This is a genomic window from Chryseobacterium sp. SIMBA_038, assembly GCF_046535115.1.
In the GTDB taxonomy this organism is placed as follows: domain Bacteria; phylum Bacteroidota; class Bacteroidia; order Flavobacteriales; family Weeksellaceae; genus Chryseobacterium.
The window spans coordinates 117,864-138,651 of record NZ_JAWRXH010000009.1; the positions used below are offsets into that span (position 1 = coordinate 117,864).

The 20,788-nt window shown below is 33.7% G+C and carries 22 protein-coding genes and 1 tRNA gene; 11 read left to right on the forward strand and 12 right to left on the reverse strand.

What is annotated here, in order from left to right; genetic code table 11:
* The first annotated feature begins 103 nt into the window (after window positions 1-103).
* From SB689_RS20065 to SB689_RS20080, 4 genes are read left to right on the forward strand one after another with little or no spacing between them, the layout of a single operon-like run.
* The gene (locus SB689_RS20065) at window positions 104-853 is read left to right on the forward strand and encodes a DNA polymerase beta superfamily protein (protein ID WP_410693854.1); all 750 of its coding nucleotides are present in this window, start codon (window positions 104-106) and stop codon (window positions 851-853) included.
* A gap of 19 nt (window positions 854-872) precedes the next feature.
* Window positions 873-1,604, forward strand: a complete 732-nt coding sequence (locus tag SB689_RS20070) for an ATP-grasp domain-containing protein (RefSeq protein WP_410693855.1) — start codon at window positions 873-875, stop codon at window positions 1,602-1,604.
* A gap of 5 nt (window positions 1,605-1,609) precedes the next feature.
* Window positions 1,610-2,548: a WG repeat-containing protein gene (locus SB689_RS20075; protein WP_410693856.1), complete on the forward strand. Its 939-nt coding sequence runs from the start codon at window positions 1,610-1,612 to the stop codon at window positions 2,546-2,548.
* Window positions 2,542-3,600 (forward strand): DNA polymerase beta superfamily protein, encoded by a 1,059-nt coding sequence (locus tag SB689_RS20080; RefSeq protein WP_410693857.1) that lies wholly within the window; start codon window positions 2,542-2,544, stop codon window positions 3,598-3,600. Before SB689_RS20075 ends, SB689_RS20080 begins: the two co-directional genes overlap by 7 nt.
* Window positions 3,601-3,693: 93 nt before the next feature.
* On the opposite strand, the gene SB689_RS20085 is transcribed toward SB689_RS20080, so the two are convergent.
* Together SB689_RS20085 and SB689_RS20090 are read right to left on the reverse strand one after the other, a co-directional pair.
* Window positions 3,694-4,047, reverse strand: coding sequence for a hypothetical protein (locus SB689_RS20085; protein ID WP_410693858.1), 354 nt, complete (start codon window positions 4,045-4,047; stop codon window positions 3,694-3,696).
* Between the two features lie 105 nt (window positions 4,048-4,152).
* Window positions 4,153-6,429: a polyribonucleotide nucleotidyltransferase gene (locus SB689_RS20090; RefSeq protein ID WP_410693859.1), complete on the reverse strand. Its 2,277-nt coding sequence runs from the start codon at window positions 6,427-6,429 to the stop codon at window positions 4,153-4,155.
* 449 nt (window positions 6,430-6,878) lie between these two features.
* On the opposite strand from SB689_RS20090, the gene SB689_RS20095 reads away from it, so the two are divergent.
* Both SB689_RS20095 and SB689_RS20100 read left to right on the forward strand, forming a co-directional pair.
* Entirely contained in the window at window positions 6,879-8,303 is a 1,425-nt protein-coding gene (locus tag SB689_RS20095) for a sugar MFS transporter (RefSeq protein ID WP_410693860.1), read from the forward strand.
* A 131-nt stretch (window positions 8,304-8,434) separates the two neighbouring features.
* Window positions 8,435-8,794: a DUF4260 domain-containing protein gene (locus SB689_RS20100; protein ID WP_410693862.1), complete on the forward strand. Its 360-nt coding sequence runs from the start codon at window positions 8,435-8,437 to the stop codon at window positions 8,792-8,794.
* 28 nt (window positions 8,795-8,822) lie between these two features.
* On the opposite strand, the gene SB689_RS20105 is transcribed toward SB689_RS20100, so the two are convergent.
* On the reverse strand, window positions 8,823-9,593 hold the full coding sequence (locus SB689_RS20105; RefSeq protein ID WP_410693863.1) for a hypothetical protein: 771 nt from the start codon (window positions 9,591-9,593) through the stop codon (window positions 8,823-8,825).
* A gap of 164 nt (window positions 9,594-9,757) precedes the next feature.
* Window positions 9,758-10,027, reverse strand: a complete 270-nt coding sequence (gene rpsO / locus SB689_RS20110; protein WP_054510192.1) for a 30S ribosomal protein S15 — start codon at window positions 10,025-10,027, stop codon at window positions 9,758-9,760.
* Between the two features lie 173 nt (window positions 10,028-10,200).
* On the opposite strand from rpsO, the gene SB689_RS20115 reads away from it, so the two are divergent.
* The 3 genes from SB689_RS20115 to SB689_RS20125 all read left to right on the forward strand — a co-directional run bounded on the left by SB689_RS20115 (window position 10,201) and on the right by SB689_RS20125 (window position 13,230).
* Complete coding sequence (locus SB689_RS20115; protein ID WP_410693864.1) at window positions 10,201-10,758, forward strand: pyruvate decarboxylase; 558 nt, start codon at window positions 10,201-10,203, stop codon at window positions 10,756-10,758.
* 391 nt (window positions 10,759-11,149) lie between these two features.
* Window positions 11,150-12,472, forward strand: coding sequence for a magnesium transporter (gene mgtE / locus SB689_RS20120; RefSeq protein ID WP_410693866.1), 1,323 nt, complete (start codon window positions 11,150-11,152; stop codon window positions 12,470-12,472).
* 26 nt (window positions 12,473-12,498) lie between these two features.
* Window positions 12,499-13,230, forward strand: coding sequence for an ABC transporter substrate-binding protein (locus SB689_RS20125; RefSeq protein ID WP_410693867.1), 732 nt, complete (start codon window positions 12,499-12,501; stop codon window positions 13,228-13,230).
* Window positions 13,231-13,339: 109 nt separating this feature from the next.
* On the opposite strand, the gene SB689_RS20130 is transcribed toward SB689_RS20125, so the two are convergent.
* Window positions 13,340-13,789 carry a GAF domain-containing protein gene (locus SB689_RS20130; protein WP_066750933.1) on the reverse strand — a complete coding sequence of 150 codons (450 nt, stop codon included), beginning with the start codon at window positions 13,787-13,789 and terminating at the stop codon, window positions 13,340-13,342.
* 12 nt (window positions 13,790-13,801) lie between these two features.
* The gene (locus tag SB689_RS20135) at window positions 13,802-15,229 is read right to left on the reverse strand and encodes a TonB-dependent receptor (protein WP_410693868.1); all 1,428 of its coding nucleotides are present in this window, start codon (window positions 15,227-15,229) and stop codon (window positions 13,802-13,804) included.
* 54 nt (window positions 15,230-15,283) lie between these two features.
* Between SB689_RS20135 and SB689_RS20140 the strand changes: the two genes are divergently transcribed.
* Together SB689_RS20140 and SB689_RS20145 are read left to right on the forward strand one after the other, a co-directional pair.
* On the forward strand, window positions 15,284-16,051 hold the full coding sequence (locus SB689_RS20140) for an MBL fold metallo-hydrolase (RefSeq protein ID WP_410693870.1): 768 nt from the start codon (window positions 15,284-15,286) through the stop codon (window positions 16,049-16,051).
* A gap of 74 nt (window positions 16,052-16,125) precedes the next feature.
* A tRNA-Leu gene (locus SB689_RS20145) sits at window positions 16,126-16,207 on the forward strand.
* A gap of 126 nt (window positions 16,208-16,333) precedes the next feature.
* Here SB689_RS20145 and SB689_RS20150 read toward each other — a convergent pair.
* The 6 genes from SB689_RS20150 to SB689_RS20175 all read right to left on the reverse strand — a co-directional run bounded on the left by SB689_RS20150 (window position 16,334) and on the right by SB689_RS20175 (window position 20,594).
* Window positions 16,334-17,002, reverse strand: a complete 669-nt coding sequence (locus SB689_RS20150) for a hypothetical protein (protein ID WP_410693871.1) — start codon at window positions 17,000-17,002, stop codon at window positions 16,334-16,336.
* A 7-nt stretch (window positions 17,003-17,009) separates the two neighbouring features.
* Entirely contained in the window at window positions 17,010-17,645 is a 636-nt protein-coding gene (locus SB689_RS20155; RefSeq protein WP_410693872.1) for a hypothetical protein, read from the reverse strand.
* 15 nt (window positions 17,646-17,660) lie between these two features.
* On the reverse strand, window positions 17,661-18,293 hold the full coding sequence (locus SB689_RS20160; protein WP_410693873.1) for a hypothetical protein: 633 nt from the start codon (window positions 18,291-18,293) through the stop codon (window positions 17,661-17,663).
* A 37-nt stretch (window positions 18,294-18,330) separates the two neighbouring features.
* The gene (locus SB689_RS20165; RefSeq protein ID WP_410693874.1) at window positions 18,331-18,666 is read right to left on the reverse strand and encodes a helix-turn-helix domain-containing protein; all 336 of its coding nucleotides are present in this window, start codon (window positions 18,664-18,666) and stop codon (window positions 18,331-18,333) included.
* Entirely contained in the window at window positions 18,642-19,067 is a 426-nt protein-coding gene (locus tag SB689_RS20170) for a helix-turn-helix domain-containing protein (protein WP_410693875.1), read from the reverse strand. The genes SB689_RS20165 and SB689_RS20170 overlap by 25 nt, the downstream gene beginning before the upstream one ends.
* A gap of 363 nt (window positions 19,068-19,430) precedes the next feature.
* Complete coding sequence (locus SB689_RS20175; protein WP_410693876.1) at window positions 19,431-20,594, reverse strand: hypothetical protein; 1,164 nt, start codon at window positions 20,592-20,594, stop codon at window positions 19,431-19,433.
* Between the last annotated feature and the right edge of the window lie 194 nt (window positions 20,595-20,788).

The window sequence follows — 20,788 nt, forward strand, 5'->3', positions numbered from 1 at the left end:
GCTAAGACCCTCAAACTCTCCTACACTAACACTCTCAAACAAAAAAAACTGCGTAAAAACATTGCGCACCTCTCAATTTACTTTGCATTATAAATTAAAAACAATGATACCTAGAATATTAGAAAAATTGAAAGAAATAGAGGCAGAAAGAAACATAGAAATACTTCTTGCCGTAGAATCAGGGAGCAGAGCTTGGGGGTTTGCTTCACCTGACAGCGATTATGATATACGTTTCATATACCGACATGAAAAAGACTGGTATCTTTCGCCGTGGGATAAAGATGAGACGATAGAATTTATGACCGAAGATGATCTGGATGGTTCCGGATGGGACTTGCGAAAGACTTTTCATCTTTTGCATAAATCAAACGCCGCTTTGTTGAGTTGGTTTTACTCACCTATCGTTTATATGAAAAACGAAAAGTTTTATGACTTATTTAAACCTTTGGCAGATGAATGTTTTTCTCCGATAGCAGTTTCTTATCATTATCTGAGCATGAGCAAAAAATATCTTGAAACCTGCAGAGCCGATGAAGTAAAATTGAAAAATTATTTTTACTGCCTTCGAACAGCTTTAACCGGAAAATGGATATTGGAAAAAGGAACTGTTCCTCCAGTATTGTTCAGTGAATTGTTGGTTTTAGTTGACGATTTTACGAAAACTAAAATCGAAGATCTTGTTGCTTTAAAAGCCACCAAAGGAGAATCTTATTATCATGCGAATGACTGGGAACTTTTTGGTTTTTTGGAGGAGATGGTGAAGGATAATGAGGAAAGAGCGAAGAGTTTGGCTGGAGGAAAGCCTGATAAAAGTGAAATGGAAAGGGTTTTTAGGGAAATATTAGTACATTAGGAAATACAAAATAAACTGCATGAAAAATATAATAGCTTTATCTCCCATCTACACGGAAGACAGCAACAATTTGAAAAAAGCATCAATTAATTCGCCTTACGAACTGAACCGTTTTAATGCAAAATGGAATGTTCCAGAAGAATTTCGTAGCGATGTTATTGCAGTGTATGGCGAGGATATTTATGCCGAAATTGTAGCTGAACAATGTAATTTGACGTTGACAAAACCTAAGGACGATTGGCTTTCAAAAATTTCAGAAGAATTTACGAAACGTAAAATTTCTTATGGACGATTAAAAGAATTTGTTGATGAAGAAAATATATTTATTAAATGTTCTGATTTTAAAAGTTTTAAAGCCGGAGTTTTCGACAAAGTGACCAATATCAAAGGTTTTGATACATTGGATTTGGAAAGTACCGTTTTCACCTCAGAAGTTGTGGAATGGGAGCTCGAAGTAAGATGTTTTGTTTTAAATAATGAAATAAAAACTTATTCTTCTTATTGGCGAAACGATACTTTCGACACTGATCCACTTTCTGAAATGGAGGAAAAAGATATGTTTGAATTTTTCAATAATTTCATACAGCAATATTCTGAAACGTTGCCAAAAGCGATTGTCCTTGATTTTGGAATTATAAAAGAAAAAGGATGGGCTTTAATTGAAGCAAATCCGGCTTGGTGTTCGGGGCTGTATGCTTGTGATGCAGAGAAGGTGTTGGAGGTGGTTGTGGAGAGTTGTATTAAAAATTAGCTATTATGTCTAGAAAAAAATTAAGAACAAAATATAATGTGGAAATTATACGTGCTAAGGATGGTTTCTCAATAGCAAAATCAAAAAAGACAGAACTCTATGGTTTGCTTAATAATAACACAGGAGAAATTATTATTCCTTTTGAATACAAATTTTTAGATGCCGATTTTTCTAAAAGCGAACTTATTACAGCTGAAAATATAGACGGACTTTATGGATTCATCAATAAGAAAAATGAAACAATTATTCCTTTTCACTTTGAGTACACAACAAATTTTTCGAACGGATTTGCTTACACAAGCAGATTTGTTGAAGAAAATAATTTAGGTATAGAATATCAAGGTGTTATCGATGAAAAAGGAAATAAAATTTTTCCCATAGAATATGAAGAAATTTATATACATCAAAAGCAAAACTGTGTTCTTGTAAAAAAAGAAAGCAAATGGGGAATATTAACTTTAAAAAAAGAACAAATACTACCTTTGGAATTTGAAAAAATTGAAATTTTTGGAATAGGAAATAGTACGCTGTATACTTGTGATAAAAACAGCCAAATAGGTGTTTTTGACATTTATATTAACAAATTCATTATTCCTATTGAGTTAGATGATATTGAAGAAAGCTTTTATTTGACAAAGGGATATAGAGAATATGGATATTTTATATTCACAAAAAATAAATTACAATCTCTTGTAAGAATAGAACACAATGAAATTTTATTTCTTACAGAATATATTTATGATTTTATTGACCATATCAACAGTTTGGAAGATAGGGTAAGAATAAATCAAAATGGACTTTGGGGAATCTCAAACATCGAAGGAGAAATCATAATCCCATGTAAGTATGACAAAGTTGATTATCCTGATAATGGTAGAATAAAAGCCATAAAAGCTGAAAAAGAATATATTTTTAATTTAAGTGGTGATTTAATTAAATGCTAATTAACAATATAAAAACCCGCAACCTCATCCTCTTCGAAACCATCTCCGGCAGCCGCTCTTTCGGACTGGCAACAGAAAACTCGGATACAGATATCCGTGGAGTATATTATTTACCGAAAGAAGATTTTTTTTGTTTAAATTATATTCCGCAGATTTCCAATGAAACGAACGACATTACCTATTATGAAATCGGTAGATTTATAGAATTATTACAAAAAAATAATCCTAATATTCTGGAAGTTCTGGCAAGTCCGGAAGACTGTATTCAACATAAAAATCCGTTGATAGATTTGTTGAAACCTGAAGATTTTCTTTCTAAATTCTGTAAAGATACATTTGCGGGTTATGCGATTTCACAGATCAAAAAAGCAAAAGGATTGAATAAAAAGATCCTCAATCCAATCGATAAAGAAAGAAAATCGATTCTTGATTTCTGTTATGTTTTACAGAATCAGGGTTCAATTTCGTTGAAAAAATGGCTTTCAGAAAATAGAAAATTTCATGAACAGTGCGGATTGGTCAGCATCGACAATACCAAAGGAATGTTTGCCCTTTTCTACGATGAATCTCGGGATTTAAAGTATAAAGGAATTATCCAGAATGAAGAAGCCAATCAGGTTTCAGTTTCATCTGTCCCGAAAGAAGAAAAATCTGTTGCCTATTTGTTTTGCAACCTGGATGCCTACTCCACTTATTGCAAAGATTACAGAGAATATTGGAAGTGGGTTTCTGAAAGAAATGAAGACCGTTACAATGTCAATCAAACTCACGGACAAAACTACGACAGCAAAAATATGATGCACACGATTCGTTTATTACAGTCTTGTGAACAGATTTTCAAAACAAATTCCTTGAATATTCGGGTAGAAAACCGGGATGAGTTATTAGATATAAAAGCAGGAAACTGGTCTTACGATGCCGTTATGCAGAAAGTAGAAAGTTTGATACAATCTATTGAGCATTATCATTCGATTTCCAAACTACCCGATATGCCTGATTTGGAGAAAACGACAAAAATTTTAATTGAAATCAGAGAAAATTTATATTGTTGAGATATTAATAAATTTACTATTTAATTGAGATTGCTTCGTCGCTTCGCTCCTCGCAATGACGGAAAAAACCACCGAAATTACGGTGGTTTTATATTATTTATTCTTCTTTAAAATATAATAGATCGAGCGATCTTTTTCGTCATTGGTCGTATAAGCAAACTGAAAAGCATATCCATTGGCAGACATGAAATTAAGCGCATCCATCATAGAATTAAACTTAATATTTCTTCCTTTTTCATCTTTGATACTCGTTCCGTTTTTAAAGGAAATGGATTTTGTTTCCTGTCCGAAATCAATTTCAACATTCACTTTTGTGCTTAGAGAACGTCCGGTTCCGATGATTTGTACATAATCAACATCAATATCTTTAAGTGGAACATCATTCACGGTTTGAGCGAATGCAAAAGCAGAGAAACTGATAAGAGATAAGATCAATAATTTTTTCATATGTTTTTTTATTTTTAAATATAAAATAAATTCTGCAAAGATTTGACTTTAATGAAATAAAAAATCCCTCAAATTGAGGGATTTAAATATATCTAAGATGTAATCTTAAGCTTCAGATGAAGGATTTTGATTTTCCTTTGGAGCCTGATCAGCCGGTCTTCTATCACCTTCTGGTCTGTCCTGTCTTTCTGGTCTTCTGTCACCTTGAGGTCTTCTATCACCTTGTGGTCTGTCTCCTTCTGGTCTTGGCTTAGACTCAGGTCTTTCAGGTCTTGGCAATAAAACTTTTCTTGAAAGTTTCATTTTCTTACGATCATCGTAACCCATGAACTTCACCTCTACTTCGTCACCTTCGTTGTAAGGTACTTTATCAAGACGAGCCCACTCGATTTCAGAAATGTGAAGTAATCCTTCAGTTCCTTTTGCAATTGCTACAAAAGCTCCGAAATCCATTACTTTAACCACTTTTCCTTGGTACACTTCACCTACTACAGGTACAAATGTAATCTCGTTGATTCTAGCGATTGCAGCATTGATTTTCTCTCTGCTTACACCAGAAATCTCGATTCTTCCGATTTCTCCTACTTCTTCAATAGCAATAACAGTATCTGTATCTTTTTGAAGTTGTTGAATGATTTTTCCACCAGGTCCGATAACAGCACCGATGAAATCTTTAGAGATCTCAAGCATTACCATTTTCGGAGCGTGAGGTTTCACGTCTTCTCTTGGTACTGCAATTGTTTCAGTAATTTTATTAAGGATGTGTAATCTTCCGTCTTTAGCCTGTAAAAGAGCTTTCTCCATGATATCCATAGATAGTCCCTGGATTTTGATATCCATTTGACAAGCAGTGATACCGTCTGCAGTTCCTGTTACTTTAAAGTCCATATCTCCCAAGTGATCTTCATCACCTAAGATATCAGAAAGTACTGTGAATTTCCCTGTTTTAACGTCTGTTACTAATCCCATTGCAATTCCGGAAACCGGTTTTGAAATCTGAATACCTGCATCCATCAATGCTAAAGTTCCTGCACAAACAGTTGCCATAGAAGATGAACCGTTTGATTCTAAAATATCAGAAACGATACGGATTGTGTAAGGGTTTTCCTCAGGAATCATGTTTGCCAAAGCTCTCTGAGCCAGGTTTCCATGTCCTACTTCTCTTCTTGAAGTTCCTCTTAAAGGTCTTGCTTCACCAGTTGAGAATGGTGGGAAGTTATAATGTAAGAAAAATCTTTCGTCATAATTCACCATTACGCTATCTACCATGTTCGCATCTTTAACTGAACCTAAAGTTACTGCTGTTAAAGATTGAGTTTCACCTCTTGTGAAGATTGCAGAACCGTGAGCTCCCGGTAAATAATCAATTTCGCTCCAGATTGGACGAATTGTTTCAGGATCACGACCATCAAGACGGATTTTATCATTCAAAATCATCTGACGCATCGCTTCTTTTTCTACATCGTGGTAATATACTTTTACAAATGGAGTTACTCTTTCCAATTCTTCAATATTTTCAGCATATTGTGCTAAAAATTCTTCACGAACCGCTTTGAATTTTTCTCCTCTCTCATCCTTACCAGATGGAGTTTTTGCTACTTCATATACTTTATCGTATGTTTCTTTCCACACTTTTTCACGAATAGCTTCGTCGTGATTTTCGTGGCTATATTCTCTTTTTGGGAATGATTTGCCTACTTTTTCAGCTAATCTTTCTTGAGCTTCAACTTGTTTTTTGATTTCTACGTGAGCGAACTGGATTGCTTCAAGCATTTCCTGCTCAGAGATTTCTTTCATTTCTCCTTCTACCATTACGATAGAATCTTTAGTTGCTCCAACCATGATGTCAAGGTCAGCAATTTTAAGATCTGCATAATTAGGGTTGATAGAAAGTTCACCGTTGATTCTTACCACTCTTACTTCAGACATTGGTCCGTTGAAAGGGATATCTGTAATAGCAATTGCTGCAGAAGCTGCAAGACCTGCTAAATCGTCAGGAATTGACACTCCGTCATAAGAAATTAATGAAATCATTACCTGAACTTCAGCATGGAAATCTTCAGGGAATAATGGTCTAAGAACTCTGTCTACCAAACGCATGGTCAGGATTTCCTGATCAGATGGTCTAGCTTCTCTTCTAAAAAAGTTTCCAGGAATCTTACCTCCTGCGTAGAATTTTTCTCTGTAATCTACAGTTAAGGGTAGAAAATCTACTCCGTCTTTTGCTTCTTTGCTGGCTACAACAGTTGCTAAAAGCATTGTTCCGCCCATTTTTACGACTACAGAACCATCAGCCTGTTTTGCTAATTTTCCTGTTTCAATTGTAATTTCTCTGCCGTCTGCAAGAGTAATCGTTTCTGTAATTGCTTGAGGTATACTCATAAATAGTTTTGTGTTGCACTCCGTATTGAGCGCTTTAATTATTGATATTTCGTCTAAATTTTCGTTTGCAAAGATAAGGTATAATAATGAGATAATTAAATTTTCAAATGAATAAATAATACCTCTTGTTTTGATGCTTTGATTAAATATTTAGCTCCAAACGTAAAATTATTGCAAGAATTATAATGTTTATTCATCAACCTCAAAAAACAAAAAGCAACTTAGTTTGAAATTATTTTAGCTGTAAAAATCTTACCGTCATTATATTATTGTCTCAAAATAAGAAATATTGTATTTAAAGGTAAAAAAGACCAAAAAAGTTGCCGAAAAAAAAAGTTGTTCCCCTATATTTGCCTGACTTTTAAATATGTGAAAAATTTAAAGAAATTTCTCTTTGAAACCGACTAAATGAGTTCTAAGAAAACTCTTTTGTTTAAATATGTGTGTATATGAATAATAATGAAGTAAAATCGCAAAGCAGGAATTACACTATTCCGCTTATTACCATCACTCTTTTATTTTTTATGTGGGGATTCATCACTTGTATGAATGACATTTTGATTCCTTACCTGAAACAACTCTTCAAACTGAGCTTTTTCGAATCTATGTTGGTTCAGTTTTGTTTCTTTGGAGCTTATTTTATTGGCTCACTAATTTATTTCTTCATCTCTATTACAAAAGGAGATCCCATCAACAAAGTAGGTTACAAAAAAGGAATTCTTTTCGGAATTTTCCTGGCAACTTTCGGATGTATCTTATTTTATCCGGCCGCTACTTTCTCTTCCTATCCTTTATTTTTAGGAGCGCTATTTGTTCTTGGATTAGGATTTACGGTACTTCAAATTACCGCAAACGCTTACGTTTCTTTATTGGGATCAGAAGAATCTGCATCAAGCCGATTGAATATGACGCAAGCTTTCAATGCATTAGGAACTACAATTGCTCCGGTTTTGGGAGGACATTTGATTTTTGAATTATTTTCTGCGGAAGACGGTTCTTTCAGTGCAGTAGCAACAAGAATTCCTTATTTAATCTTTGCAGGTATTCTTTTATTGGTAGCTTTATTGATCTCAAGAGTAAAATTACCATCATTTCAAACTAATGACAGTGAGGAAGTTGTAAAAGGTTGGGGAGCGTTGAAATTCAATCACTTGAAGTTCGGAGTTTTTGCTATGTTTTGCTATGTTGGAGGTGAAGTTGCTGTTGGAAGTTTCATTATCAGTTTCCTAGAACAGCCTCAAATTATGGGCTTTGATGAAGTAATCAGTAAAAATTATTTGTCTCTGTATTGGGGAGGTGCGATGATCGGGCGTTTTCTTGGAGCAATTTCTTTAAACCAATCGATAAGCCAAGGAAAGAAAGCGATTTATATGTTGGGAGCTGCTACGTTAGTATTCTTAGTAATTTTCAGCATTGTGAATCTTTCTTTTGCTCAGATCAGCTTCTTCTTGGTATTTATTGTTCTTAATTTCATCGCATTCTTTATTGGTAAAGCTGCTCCGGCAAGAACACTTTCTATCTTTGCTGCGATTAACGTTATTCTGTTGATTTCAACGATGGTGAATCATGGTGAATTAGCAATGTACAGCGTTCTGGGAATCGGAATTTTCAATTCTATTATGTTCTCAAATATTTATACACTGGCGATTTCAGGGTTAGGAAAATATACAAGTCAGGGATCATCTTTGGTTGTAATGGCGATTCTGGGGGGAGCAATTGTTCCCATTTTCCAAGGATATTTGGCAGATCAGTTTGGAGTTCAACATTCGTTTATTATTCCTGTGTTCTGTTATTTAATGATCTTAATTTTTGGAGCTTATTGTACAAAATATCTTGGTCATGTAGAAACTACAGAATCCAAATCGGGACATTAATTTCAATTAAAAATATAAATCATGTGAGGCTCTTTTTAAGGGTCTCATTTTTTTGTTTAAAGTATTTGAATAAAGTCTTTCGTCTGAAATAGAAACATATCTTAGCATCAAATAATTAAACTAAAATACCAATGAAAATTCAATTACAACTTGAATACGTCGCATTCTTAATCTTGGGAGTTTTTGCTTTTGCTCACACTGAATTTTCCTGGTGGTGGTTCGCAGGATTATTTTTTGCTCCCGATATTTCCATGTTAGGTTATGCTGTTAATAATAAAGTAGGAGCATTTTGTTATAATCTTTTCCATCATCTTGGAATTGCCATCGCAGTATATCTCGCAGGAACATTCTTAGCCCTTCCCTATTTACAAATGATTGGTGCTATTTTATTTGCTCATTCTGCTTTTGACAGAGTGCTGGGATATGGATTGAAATATCCGGATAGTTTCCAGAATACGCATTTAGGAAAAATTGGGGGAAAGAAGGAATAATTTATTAAACCATTCCTTCAAACCAGAATTATCCCCACCAAAATTTATTCAGATAATAATATTCATTCTGATGTTCAACTACAAAACAATTATTATAAAAAGTTTTATAAGAGAAAATACGAGTGATATCATAAATAAAAAAAGAATCAATTAAAACAAAAAAAGTACCCGCAAACATTTTAGAATTTTCTTCGTTATGCTGCGTACCATGTAAATATTTTTCAATAAAACTTTTCAAAAGATCTTTATATTCAACAACATCAAGTTCAGTAAGACTTTCACCTAATTTAAGTTCAATTTCAAAAACAGCTTTTCCTTTATAAAATTCAAAGCTTTCAAAATAATTTCCACCAATAAATTTTCTTTCTATATAAGGATTTATTGCCATTAAAAAACCTTCAATAAGATTCATCTTATATTTTTCATTCAACGCCGTATTTTTATAATGATCAGGAATTTCGTAATTATATTTTTCAAAATATCTAAAAGCTTTACTTGCAGGCCAAATATGACCGATGCTTATATGGCTCCCAGGTTCCAACTGTAAAAGATTCACTAATAACTCATTAACATAAAAATTTCTTCCGTACCAAAGATCATTTCGTTGAATCATATCACTCATATCATCATCTATAATTTCGACAGCATTATCTTTCAACAACATCTCCTGAAGATTTTCATTAAAAATTAAATAGCTATACCCTCCTCCAAGATCTTCCTGTTTTGCAACAACTCTATATTCCTCTTTATACAGTTTTGCTAATATTGCCTTTTCCTTATTTTTAATGCGTATTTTCATATTTATTATTTTTAATACTACAAAATAATAAATTAAATACGCAATCTTCTTACGCAGAAACATAATATTACAAAAATTAATTCTTAATAATTATAATAACTCTAGCATAAAAACAAAAAAGCAACCTCTTTCGAAGTTGCTTTTTATCTGAAAATCTTTGTAGATTATTTTCTTAAACCTAGTTCAGCAATAATTGCTCTGTATCTTGCGATATCTTTATTTTTAAGGTAATCTAGTAAACTTTTTCTTTTACCTACCAATTTAACCAAAGATCTTTCCGTTGCGAAATCGTGACGGTTAGCCTTTAAGTGTTGAGATAAATGGTTGATTCTGAAAGTGAAAAGAGCTACTTGTCCTTCAGCACTTCCTGTGTCTGTTGCAGATTTCCCGTGTTTAGAGAAAATTTCCTGCTTTTTTTCTGTTGTTAAGTACATTCCAATATTGTTTAATGATTATTATGTAACGGGTGCAAAAGTACGACTATTTTTTTATTGGACAAAACATTATTGATTTCATGTATCAAATTTGATAGAAAAAAATGTTAAAAATTTCTTAAAAAAATTATGCCATACCATTAAAAGACAGTAATTTTGCAAACGAATTACAAATGAGAAAAATTTTAACTTTTAGTACGGTTTTCACTTTTTTATTGATCGGCATTGCTTCAGTAAAGGCACAAAGAAATGTTTCCGAAGATAAAATAAAAAAGGTCTTATACTTCAATCCTGAGGTAGAACCCGACCTTGAGGAAATCAAAGAACCCACTAATCATGCATTTTTCAGTGCAGTTTCCGATAATTTAAGCAGATATAAGAGAAATAAAATGCTCAGAACCGAAACTCAGGTTTCATTCGACAGTGTTGATAAGCAAACTATCGCCGATTACTGTATTAATAATGATGCAGATTTCGCCATCGTTCCCAAAGTAAGGTATTTTAAAGTAGGTCTTGGAAAATACGTTTTCTCCAACCAAGTTGTTGTAAGCATGAAGCTTTTTGATGCTGCAGGAAATTATATTACAGAATCAGATTACGATACTTATCGCAAAAACATGCGTCTTTTGGGTTCTGCAGAAAACTCCATTAAAATCGGTACAAACGGAGCAATAAAAGGTATTCTGAAAGAATTAAGAAGATTAAAACCATCTACAGAAGCCGGTTTTTAAATTTTTCATTTAGTTTGAAATTTTATAATTAATTCGGACATTCTGTTCACGAATATTTATTTTTTGATTCCTATAAATTAACCACAAAAGAGACAAAAGCTATTATTGAACTATTTAAAGTTTAACTATTTCGAAAACAAAAGCTTGCAAAAGAATAAAAATCAAAGATTTTTAAAAACTTATGTGCTCTTTATTTGCACTTCGTCATAAACTCAAATGACCAGTGTGATAATCTTTTGTGCCTTTTGTGGTAAAATAAAAATTTAAAAAGTTCCCAATCTAAAATTTAGTCCTAGCAAGAATAAAACTTTAATTAATCCTTAAATTTCCCACATCATTGGTCAGTTCTAAAAAATTGAATTATTTTTGCATATCCTAAAAATTGCACGTTTTGAATTATAATGACGAACTTATCTTTAATCCTGCCGATATTGCCGAAACTCTAAGTGAACTTCACGCTGATGAGAGGCTCCTGGCATTTTTAAAAGTTCCGAAACAATACAAAGCCGAAGTTTTTTCACACTTAGATCCTGACTTTCAGGAAGAAACGATCAGAAGTATCGGAAGTGATGATGTTTCCGAGATCTTAAACTCGATGACTCCGGATGACAGGACTGCCCTGTTTGAGGACTTTCCGGACGAACTTATTAAATATTCAATCAATCATCTTAATCCGCAGGAAAGAAGAATTGCCTTAAAATTATTGGGCTATCATTCTGATTCTATTGCCCGTTTGATGACACCTTACTACATTCAGATCCGTAAGGAATGGACGGTAAAAAAATGTCTTCAACAGATCAAAAAAGTCGGAAAAAGAGTGGAAACCATGAATCATTTGTATGTCGTGGATGAAAGAAATCGCCTGATTGATGACTTAGCAGTAGGAAGTTTATTACTAGCTGAAGAAGACACTTTAGTTTCAGAATTAACTGATAATCACTTCGTTGCCATCACAACAATGACTTCAAAAGAAGACGCGGTAACTTATTTCGAAAAATACGACAGAACTGCGCTTCCCATTATTACAGAAGCCGGAGTTTTGGTCGGAATTGTAACGATTGATGATATATTAGATCAAATTGAGCAACAAAATACGGAAGACATTCAAAAATTCGGGGGTCTTGAAGCCTTAGATTTGCCCTACACCCAGACTTCTCTTATCGAAATGGTGAAAAAGAGAGGTATGTGGCTTGTAATCTTATTTTTCTCTGAGATGCTGACCGCATCAGCAATGGGTTATTTTGAAGATGAGATTCAAAAAGCAGTTGTTTTAGCATTATTTGTTCCTCTAATTATTTCCAGTGGTGGAAATTCCGGTTCACAGGCTGCAACGTTGATTATCAGAGCAATGGCACTTCAGGAAATTGGCTTGAAAGACTGGTGGTATGTGATGAAAAAAGAAATTTTCACAGGATTATTTCTTGGTGGAATTCTTGGAATTATCGGATTTTTACGAATCATGGTCTGGCATAAGATAGGGTTGTTTAATTATGGAATTCACTGGGCTTTTGTAGGTTTAAGTGTTGGCGTTTCTTTAGTATTGATCGTACTTTGGGGGACAATATCAGGTTCTATGGTTCCATTTATTCTGAAAAAATTAAAACTCGATCCTGCAACCTCTTCTGCTCCATTTGTAGCTACTTTGGTAGACGTTACCGGACTTATTATTTACTTTTCTGTAGCTGGACTTTTCTTAACGGGTAAACTTTTGTAATTTTAGGCAACTTCTAAAATATTACAATGAAAATTGTTTCTCTAGTTCCCTCAATTACTGAGGCCTTATTTGATTTGGGTCTAACTGAAAATGAAGTCATTGGAAGAACCAAATTCTGCATCCATCCCGAAGAAAAAGTAAAAAATGTAGCTGTTATTGGCGGAACAAAAAATATTAGCATTGAAAAAATAAAAGCTTTACAACCCGATATAATCCTTGCCAATAAAGAAGAAAATATCAAAGAACAGGTTGAAGCCTTGATGGATGATTTTAAAGTTGTAGTGACTAACATTGAAACCATTGAAGATAATTATTATCTCTTAAAAAATCTGGGCTTGCTTTTTAATAAAGAAGAAAAAGCACAGCAATTTAATCTTAAAACCTACGAAGTTCTGAGTCAAGCTAAAATTGATTCTCCTATAAAAGTTGCCTATCTGATTTGGAAAAATCCTTATATGACGATTGGCTCCGATACTTTTATCCATCATATTTTATCTGAAATTGGTTTTGAAAATATATTTAAAAATAAAACCCGCTATCCGGTAATTGAAATCGAAGATCTCGCCGAAGCTGATATTATCATGCTTTCTTCTGAACCTTTTCCATTCAAAGAAAAACATGTTGAGGAATTAAAAGAGTTTTATCCAAATAAGAAGATTATGATCGTTGATGGAGAAGCCTTTTCTTGGTATGGAACGCATATCGCGAAATGTGAGAATTATTTTAAGGAATTGATTACTGAGGTGAATTTTGTTTAAACACAAATTTCACTAATACTTTTCACAAATGACACAATTTTTAAACTACAAAAATCATAATAGTATAATAAAAAACTCCGACCCAAAGATCGGAGTTTATATTTTTCAATTATAGAATTTTAGAAACTTCTTTACAAAGCCATTCTAATAATTCTCTGTCTTCGTCCGTAAACGGATCTATTTTGTGAGAATCAATATCAATCTGACCAATGTTTTGTCCGTCTTTAAAGATAGGAACTACAATTTCAGCTTTTGTATCAATTGAACAACTTAAATAGTTATCCTGCTGATGAACATCAGGAACTACAAACGTCTCATTAGAAACCGCAACCTGGCCGCAAATTCCTTTTCCGTAAGGAATAATGTCGTGATCTGTCGGAGCTCCAACGTAAGGACCTAATTTCAACTCATCTTTATCTCCATTTTTAAAATAGAAACCAGTCCAGTTGAAATAAGAAATTTCCTGATCCAAAAGATGGCAAACTTTCTGAAGCTTTTCTTCAGTATTATGTTTTGGACTTTCAAGTATAGAAGAAAGTCTTTTCTTTAATTCTGACATTATATTTTGTTTTTAGGAGAATTGTTTTAGCGAAAGTTCTTGTTTATATCCGAACATTCCGCGCTCTTTTATCATTTCAGCAACACCTTCAGGAAGTTGATTTTCCCAACCTTTGATGTTCCCAGCAATTTTTCTTAATATTTCTCTTGAATAAATTTCCAAAAACTCAGGATTATAGTTTTTAATATCTACAATACGATTGTTGAGTTTAAAATATTTATAAAGTTCTTTAAGATTTTCTTCCACCTTAAGATTTTCAGAATCTAATAATTCATGAGTCTCAGGATCTTTGTAAGGATACAGATACACTCTCATTCCGTTTCTGAAAAATTTACCGAAAGCTTCCAAAATTCCACCTGATAAATTCTTATAATATTTCTCATCAAATACCATCAACAGATTATTTACACCCATTGCTACCCCAATATTTCCGGTGGTGTAAGATGCAAAATAATCAATCAATCGGTAATATTCAGAGAAGTTTGAGATAATAACTGTGTAGCCTAATTTACCAAGAACGTCTACTCTATCAAGGAAATCTCTTTCGTCAATATCTCCGTCTGCTCTAAGGTTGGAAATGGTAATTTCAATTAAAATTTCCGTTTCTTCATGGGTACAGACTGCGTCCTTCAAAAACATATCAATACCGTTTTGTAGCATATCAATATTTACCTTGGTTACAGGTCTGAAACTTCCTCTTATCGCAAAAATATTTTTCTTGTATAAGCTATCCGCCGGAAGCATATTGCTCCCTTGAGAATTGAAGATAACCGCGTCTGTCATATTGTTTTTAACCAACTGTAGAGACATTAATCTGTTGTCAACATAAGCGAAGACCGGTCCACTGAAATCAATCATATCAATTTCAAGGTTATCGGTTGCAACATCGTCGAAAAGAGATTCGATTAATCTTCTAGGATTATCATAATATGTAAAGGCTCCGAAAATAAGATTCACCCCCAAATTACCAAGAGTTTCCTGCTGTAATGTAGCATCATTCTCTTTGAATTTTACGTGGATAACGATCTCGTTATAATCTTCATTTTCCTTTACCTGAAAACGAATTCCTACCCAACCGTGACCTCTTACAGTCTTATCAAAGTTAATCGTTGTAACGGTATTCGCGTAAGAAAAAAACTTTCTGTTCGGGTTGTTATCTCTGGAAATTCTTTCTTCAATTAAGGCTACTTCATAACGAAGCATTTTACGAAGTCTGTTTTGAGTAACATACCTGTTTTTGACCTCTTTTCCGTAGATGGCATCACTAAAATCTTTGTCGTAAGCAGACATCGCCTTAGCAATTGTACCCGAAGCCCCTCCTGCTCTAAAAAAGTGTCGAACAGTCTCCTGCCCTGCTCCAATTTCTGCGAAAGTACCATAAATAGTAGGATCTAGATTAATTGTTAATGCTTTTTGTTTAGGAGTTAGTTTCTGATACATTAGGACATTAAATTTTTCGTAAATTTACCAAAATTAAACCAACCTCAAAAGAAAATGAAGTTGAAATTTTTAGGAACGGGAACTTCCCAAGGCGTACCCGTTATTGGCTGCACCTGCGAGGTGTGTACATCACAAAACCCCAAAGACAATCGTTTTCGTTCTTCTGTGATGATTTCTACAGAAGAAAATAAAAAAATCCTGATCGATTGCGGTCCGGATTTTCGGCAGCAAATGCTTATAAATCATGAAAATACGATTGATATCGCTCTTATTACTCACGAACACAATGATCATGTGATCGGGCTTGACGATATGCGACCTCTCATTTTTAAAAGCGGAAAAAATATGCCGATTTATTGCTATCCAAGAGTCGGACACGAAATAAAAAATCGTTTTCCTTATGCTTTTGCGGATGAAAGATATCCCGGAGCACCCGCTTTTGATCTTCATGAAATTGAAAATGAACCTTTCACCGTTTTGGACACGGAAATTACACCAGTTGAAGTCATTCATTATAAAATTTCTGTGTTTGGATATAAGTTTAAAAATATGGCTTACATCACAGATGCCGGCTTTATTTCTGACACTGAAAAGGAAAAACTTAAGAATTTGGATGTCTTAGTTTTGAACTGTATCAGGAAATTTGATCCGCATCCGGCGCATTTTATTCTTCCAGACGTTATTAAATTGTTTGAAGAGTTAAAACCTAAGAAATTATTTTTAACTCATATCAGTCATCATTTAGGTTTACATGATGTTGAAGATAAACAACTTCCGCTCGGAATGCACCTTGCCTACGATGGTTTGGAGATAAATTTTTAAAATTTTTTCTCTAAAAACTTTTGAACATAAAAAAAAGTTTCTATATTTGCACACCAATTTAAAACAAACATCAAGCCCAGTTGGCGGAATTGGTAGACGCGCTAGACTCAAACTCTAGTATCGAAAGATGTACCAGTTCGATTCTGGTACTGGGTACTAAAACCTCCGAAATCATTTGATTTTGGAGGTTTTTATTTTTAATGATTAAATGTAGCTTTTAATATCAAAAAATAAGTGCCCACATTATTGCAGACACTTATTGATTAGAACAAAAAACTTTAATTAAAATCCCGAAGGCTTACTCAAAGCCTGGGTAGAACCATTTGTTCCACCGAGATCTTTAGTCGTATCATTGATATTTTGTTTAGTGATGAGATATTTATAAGCCATTAAATACAAATCAACTTTAAAATTATTATAAGTTCCGTCCGCATATCCAGTGGTATAGTCCAATAATTTACTATTGGTAAAATTTGCTCTGATGTGCCAGGTTCCGTTACTTTTAAATGTATTTACATTCGGAGATCCCTGCTTATTATCATTTATTCCGTTACTTCCATAATCAAGAGCAACCTCTGTAGAACCGTCATTAAGCTGAAAAGAATAATTATGCACAACTACTAAAAATTTTGTAGCATCTATTTTTGTGTCATAATCTGTGATTCCCTTTGCAGGAACTCCTGAAATGGTAAGTTTTAAATAATTAAATAATCCACTGCTTTCCAGCGTTGGGTCATAAAGCTGCAATGTATTGCTAGAAGTTGCAAGAAAATGCCCGCCTGTTTTATCCGGTTCGCCGGGATTTCTAAGGTATAAAGAGTTTGTGTAGCTTGAGCCATTTACATCTAATGTTTCTGTTGGATTTGCCGTTTTAATTCCAACTTTTCCATTCTGAGCGTTCATAAACAATCCCAGAAAAGCCATTATTATAGTGTATGTTATTCTTTTCATAATTTTTTTATTGAAGACCTATTGGTGTATTAGTTGAAACTCCTATATATGAGCTATTTACGTTTCCTGTATAAGTTCCCCAGTCTTTTACGAGTGCTTTTTCATAAACACAAAGAGTAAGTGACCAGGTTCCGTTTTGAGCAGAGGTTGTACCTGCTCCCTGAAAGCTTAAATTAACAGCATTATAAGTTTTTCCTCCGTTTACTATGGAAGTTACTTCCGTAGAGTAGGCACCAAACGATTTGTAAGATGTGGATGTAATGACACCAGGTGTAGCATCTGTAAAAACCGCACCCGTAATAGCAACAACGTATTTTGATGTTTCCAGTCCTGTATTGAGGTTCAAAACATCATCCTGACTAACATTTTTCAGAATAATAGTATACGTGTTAACAGGAGCGACATTTCGGAGCGCAATATCAAGCAGTTTTACTTTTCCTACTGGTGTTGTATCTTTTGAACGCGTGAGAAGATAATAATTACCTGTTGCGTTTGAGTTAACAGTATCAATTACATAAGATTCTATTAAAGTTCCACCATTAACATCCAATGTTCCTTGAGGGCTTGCTGTATTTATTCCAATCTGCGCGCTAATACCCAAACAAGTACAGGTAACAAATAAAAATGTGGTTATTTTTTTCATAATGTATTTTTAAAATTATTGGATTAAAGGAGCTGTGGCAGCACCAATCCCTGTGGTATTAATTGCCTTCGAGAAATTGAATTCTTTCGAATAAGCTCTGTCAAAAACCAATAAGTTGAGCGTCCAGACACCTTTCGGGAGAGAATCATCGGTTGAAAATCCTACATAATCTGCCCTAAGTTTCCATGTACCGTTTGAGCTATAAGCAAAAATTGAAGGCATAGGTGTGATCCAATCTGCATTAAAAGTGAATACAGGCTGTGTAAATCCATGCGAGGCAATGATAACTAAAAACTTATCCGAATTGATTTTAGTGTCATACTCATCCACCCAGTCTTTATCGTTTTTGTTGCAAGTAATTTTAAACTGAATAAGATTAATCGGAGCCGGAGTTGTCGGCACAAAAGAATCATTGTAAGAAGTGATTTTGTTCTGCGGAGCCGGAGATTTGATCAAAAAAGAATAATTTTCATCTGCTCCCAATTTCTCTATAGGATCTTTTAAGGTCATTCCTGATGTTTTCATAGTCCCGTTCACAGAGAGTTCTTTTTCAGGTGCAGTTGTATTGATCCCAACATATCCTGCCTTTTGGGCATGCGTTAGACTGATAGTACCGAGGAGCAGTACTGTCGAAATAATTTTAATCATTAGTATAGTGTTTAAATATGTTTTTAATTAAATCTCATTAAACAGCAAAATGCATTTTCCATTTTGCGATCGTATTACGACTCAATTTGAAATGAAGTGATAATTGACTATTGTTTAATTTGTGTGTTTTTTGATAATTTAATATTTCAATGATAGTCTGATTATCATAAGATCGAAGCCGTTGATTGATTGAGGATATTTCGTTATACCCAAAAATTCGTTGATTAAGTTTAATGATATCTAAAAAACTTAGTTCTTCTTTCAGCAAAATAGATGTACAGTCTTTGACCTTATGCGGAAATTTTTTAGCCAAAATATCTGCATATATCTTTTTGTAATTCGGAGGATTTATTTTCTGTGTTTTTCTATCCATTTATATAAAGTTGTTTTCGGGATATTGTATTCTGTAATAATTTGGTTTTTTGTTTTTTCTCCGTTTTCAATCATTTCAAGTATAAAATTAATCACCTCTTTTGTGTAAATACTTTTACGAAATTGTGGCATTTGTGAGAGATTTTCAGATTTTGACCCTGCAATAATTGCTGAAGGCGGAGAATAAAGGATCAGGTTTTGAGAATAGACCCTGAAAAAATCATACTCTAAAATGCGGCACCACTTCAACAGAATTTCACTGTCCATACTTTTGTAGGTATACATTTTTGAAATATAATCTTCAGTGTCATTAAAATATTTACAAAGTCGGGACACATCAATTCCGCATTCTAAAACCCGCTGGCTGACCAATGAGCCAATATGTATATCTTTGAAATTCATATTTTTAATTATTTTCATAACAAGATAAAAGACTACACAAAGTATGTTCTAATGCGCATCAATGCATTAAAAAAAATTGTCTGAAAAATCTAGTGGGAATCCCTTGTGTAGGCTTTATTATCTTAAGAATATTTCATCATTTATATTCAATTTTTTTTCATCGTTTGTACTCAGAGAATCGTACAAAATTTCTTTAATACATTGATTATATGCATTAAATCATTTGTTATTATCATTTTTATTTGTGTAATGAGGAACTGAAAAAGATCACAGAGAACCGTATTTATTGGGATCTGTTAAAAACAGTCCTCTGAAAATCTTTAAATAGTAAAATTTGTGTTTTTTGAATCTATACTGAATCGTTTATAAACTCTTTAGTGACCAGGCAACAATGTTCGCCATCAAAATACCAACTCCTGAATTTGTTCCGTTTGCAGAAACAGCATCGCACTTAAGAGGCTTTCTTCCTCTCGTTCCACCTACAGAAGAAGCTGTCATACAAGCAGGTCCGCTATTATTAGTTCCTCCGAAAAATGGAGCACCATCAGCAATTACAAACACATTTTTATTTTTTACTTTAAATACTCCAACCTTTGAAGTCGGCTGAGGAACACCTCCTACCAAACCATCCGCAGCAATAATCTGTACATTAGAACTTGTACTTAATTTTGCATACGAAAACGAATTGGATGAACCGGCATGATCAACAAATCTATCAACACTAGTCTGTAACTTACCAAACGGGCCATTAACAAATGGATCGTTAAGTGCATCTCCAGTTATATAATAGCATGGAGCCGTAGAATTTGAATCTCCATTAGCCCCAATGCTTGCAACAATATCGCTCGTCGTTAATGTTATATCCCCGATAAGCTGGCTTAATAAAGATAATTTCCCGGCTTGTGTGTAACCTTCTGTAAAAAAATACAGATGTTTTCCTGAAGTATTGGCAAAAGTTACCAATGCGGTAATTTCAGCAGGAGTTAAATCAACACCCGGACGAAAAGAAACACCAATAATATCATAACTCTGAAAATTAATTGAAGCAAAATTCGTGTATGATATCTTATCAGGAACTAAAGAAGACCCATCCGTCTGAATGGTTGATGAAGGAAACGGTCCAAAATTATCAAATGAATTGAAAAAATCTGTAAAAACTGGTGTCGCAAATGTGAATGTAGCATCCTGCTCATAAGATAGTAATTTTACCCCTGAAAGTGGAGGTACATCGGTTGTACCATTGCCATCACATAAAGAAACCCACTTTGTACGGTTCCAGAATTCATAACATTTAGTGTCTGTGTTATAGATCCATAATCCGTCAACAGAAGCGTCCGTTGTTCCGGGAGCGATCGCGTCTCGCTGAGCGGTTGTTAATCTGGGAAACAAAACTCCTGTATTATTATTTTTAGAAACAATATCCAATACAGATTTTGCATGTGGATTTGGAGTGTTAATGCCCACTTGCGCAAACGCAATACAACAAAATGAGAACATTGCCAAGGCAGATAATAATTGCTTTTTCATCCTTTTAATTTTTGATTTTTTAATTTTAACTAAACACAATTCTATAGTATCTATTTCTTTGGATAAAGAAATACTTATAACAAAATGAAAACCGATAAATTCTTTCCATTATTCCGGATATCGTTATATATCCTTAAATTTGTAACTTGATTTTGCAAAATTAGTTGGTAAAAGCAATCAAAATTTTCAAGTAT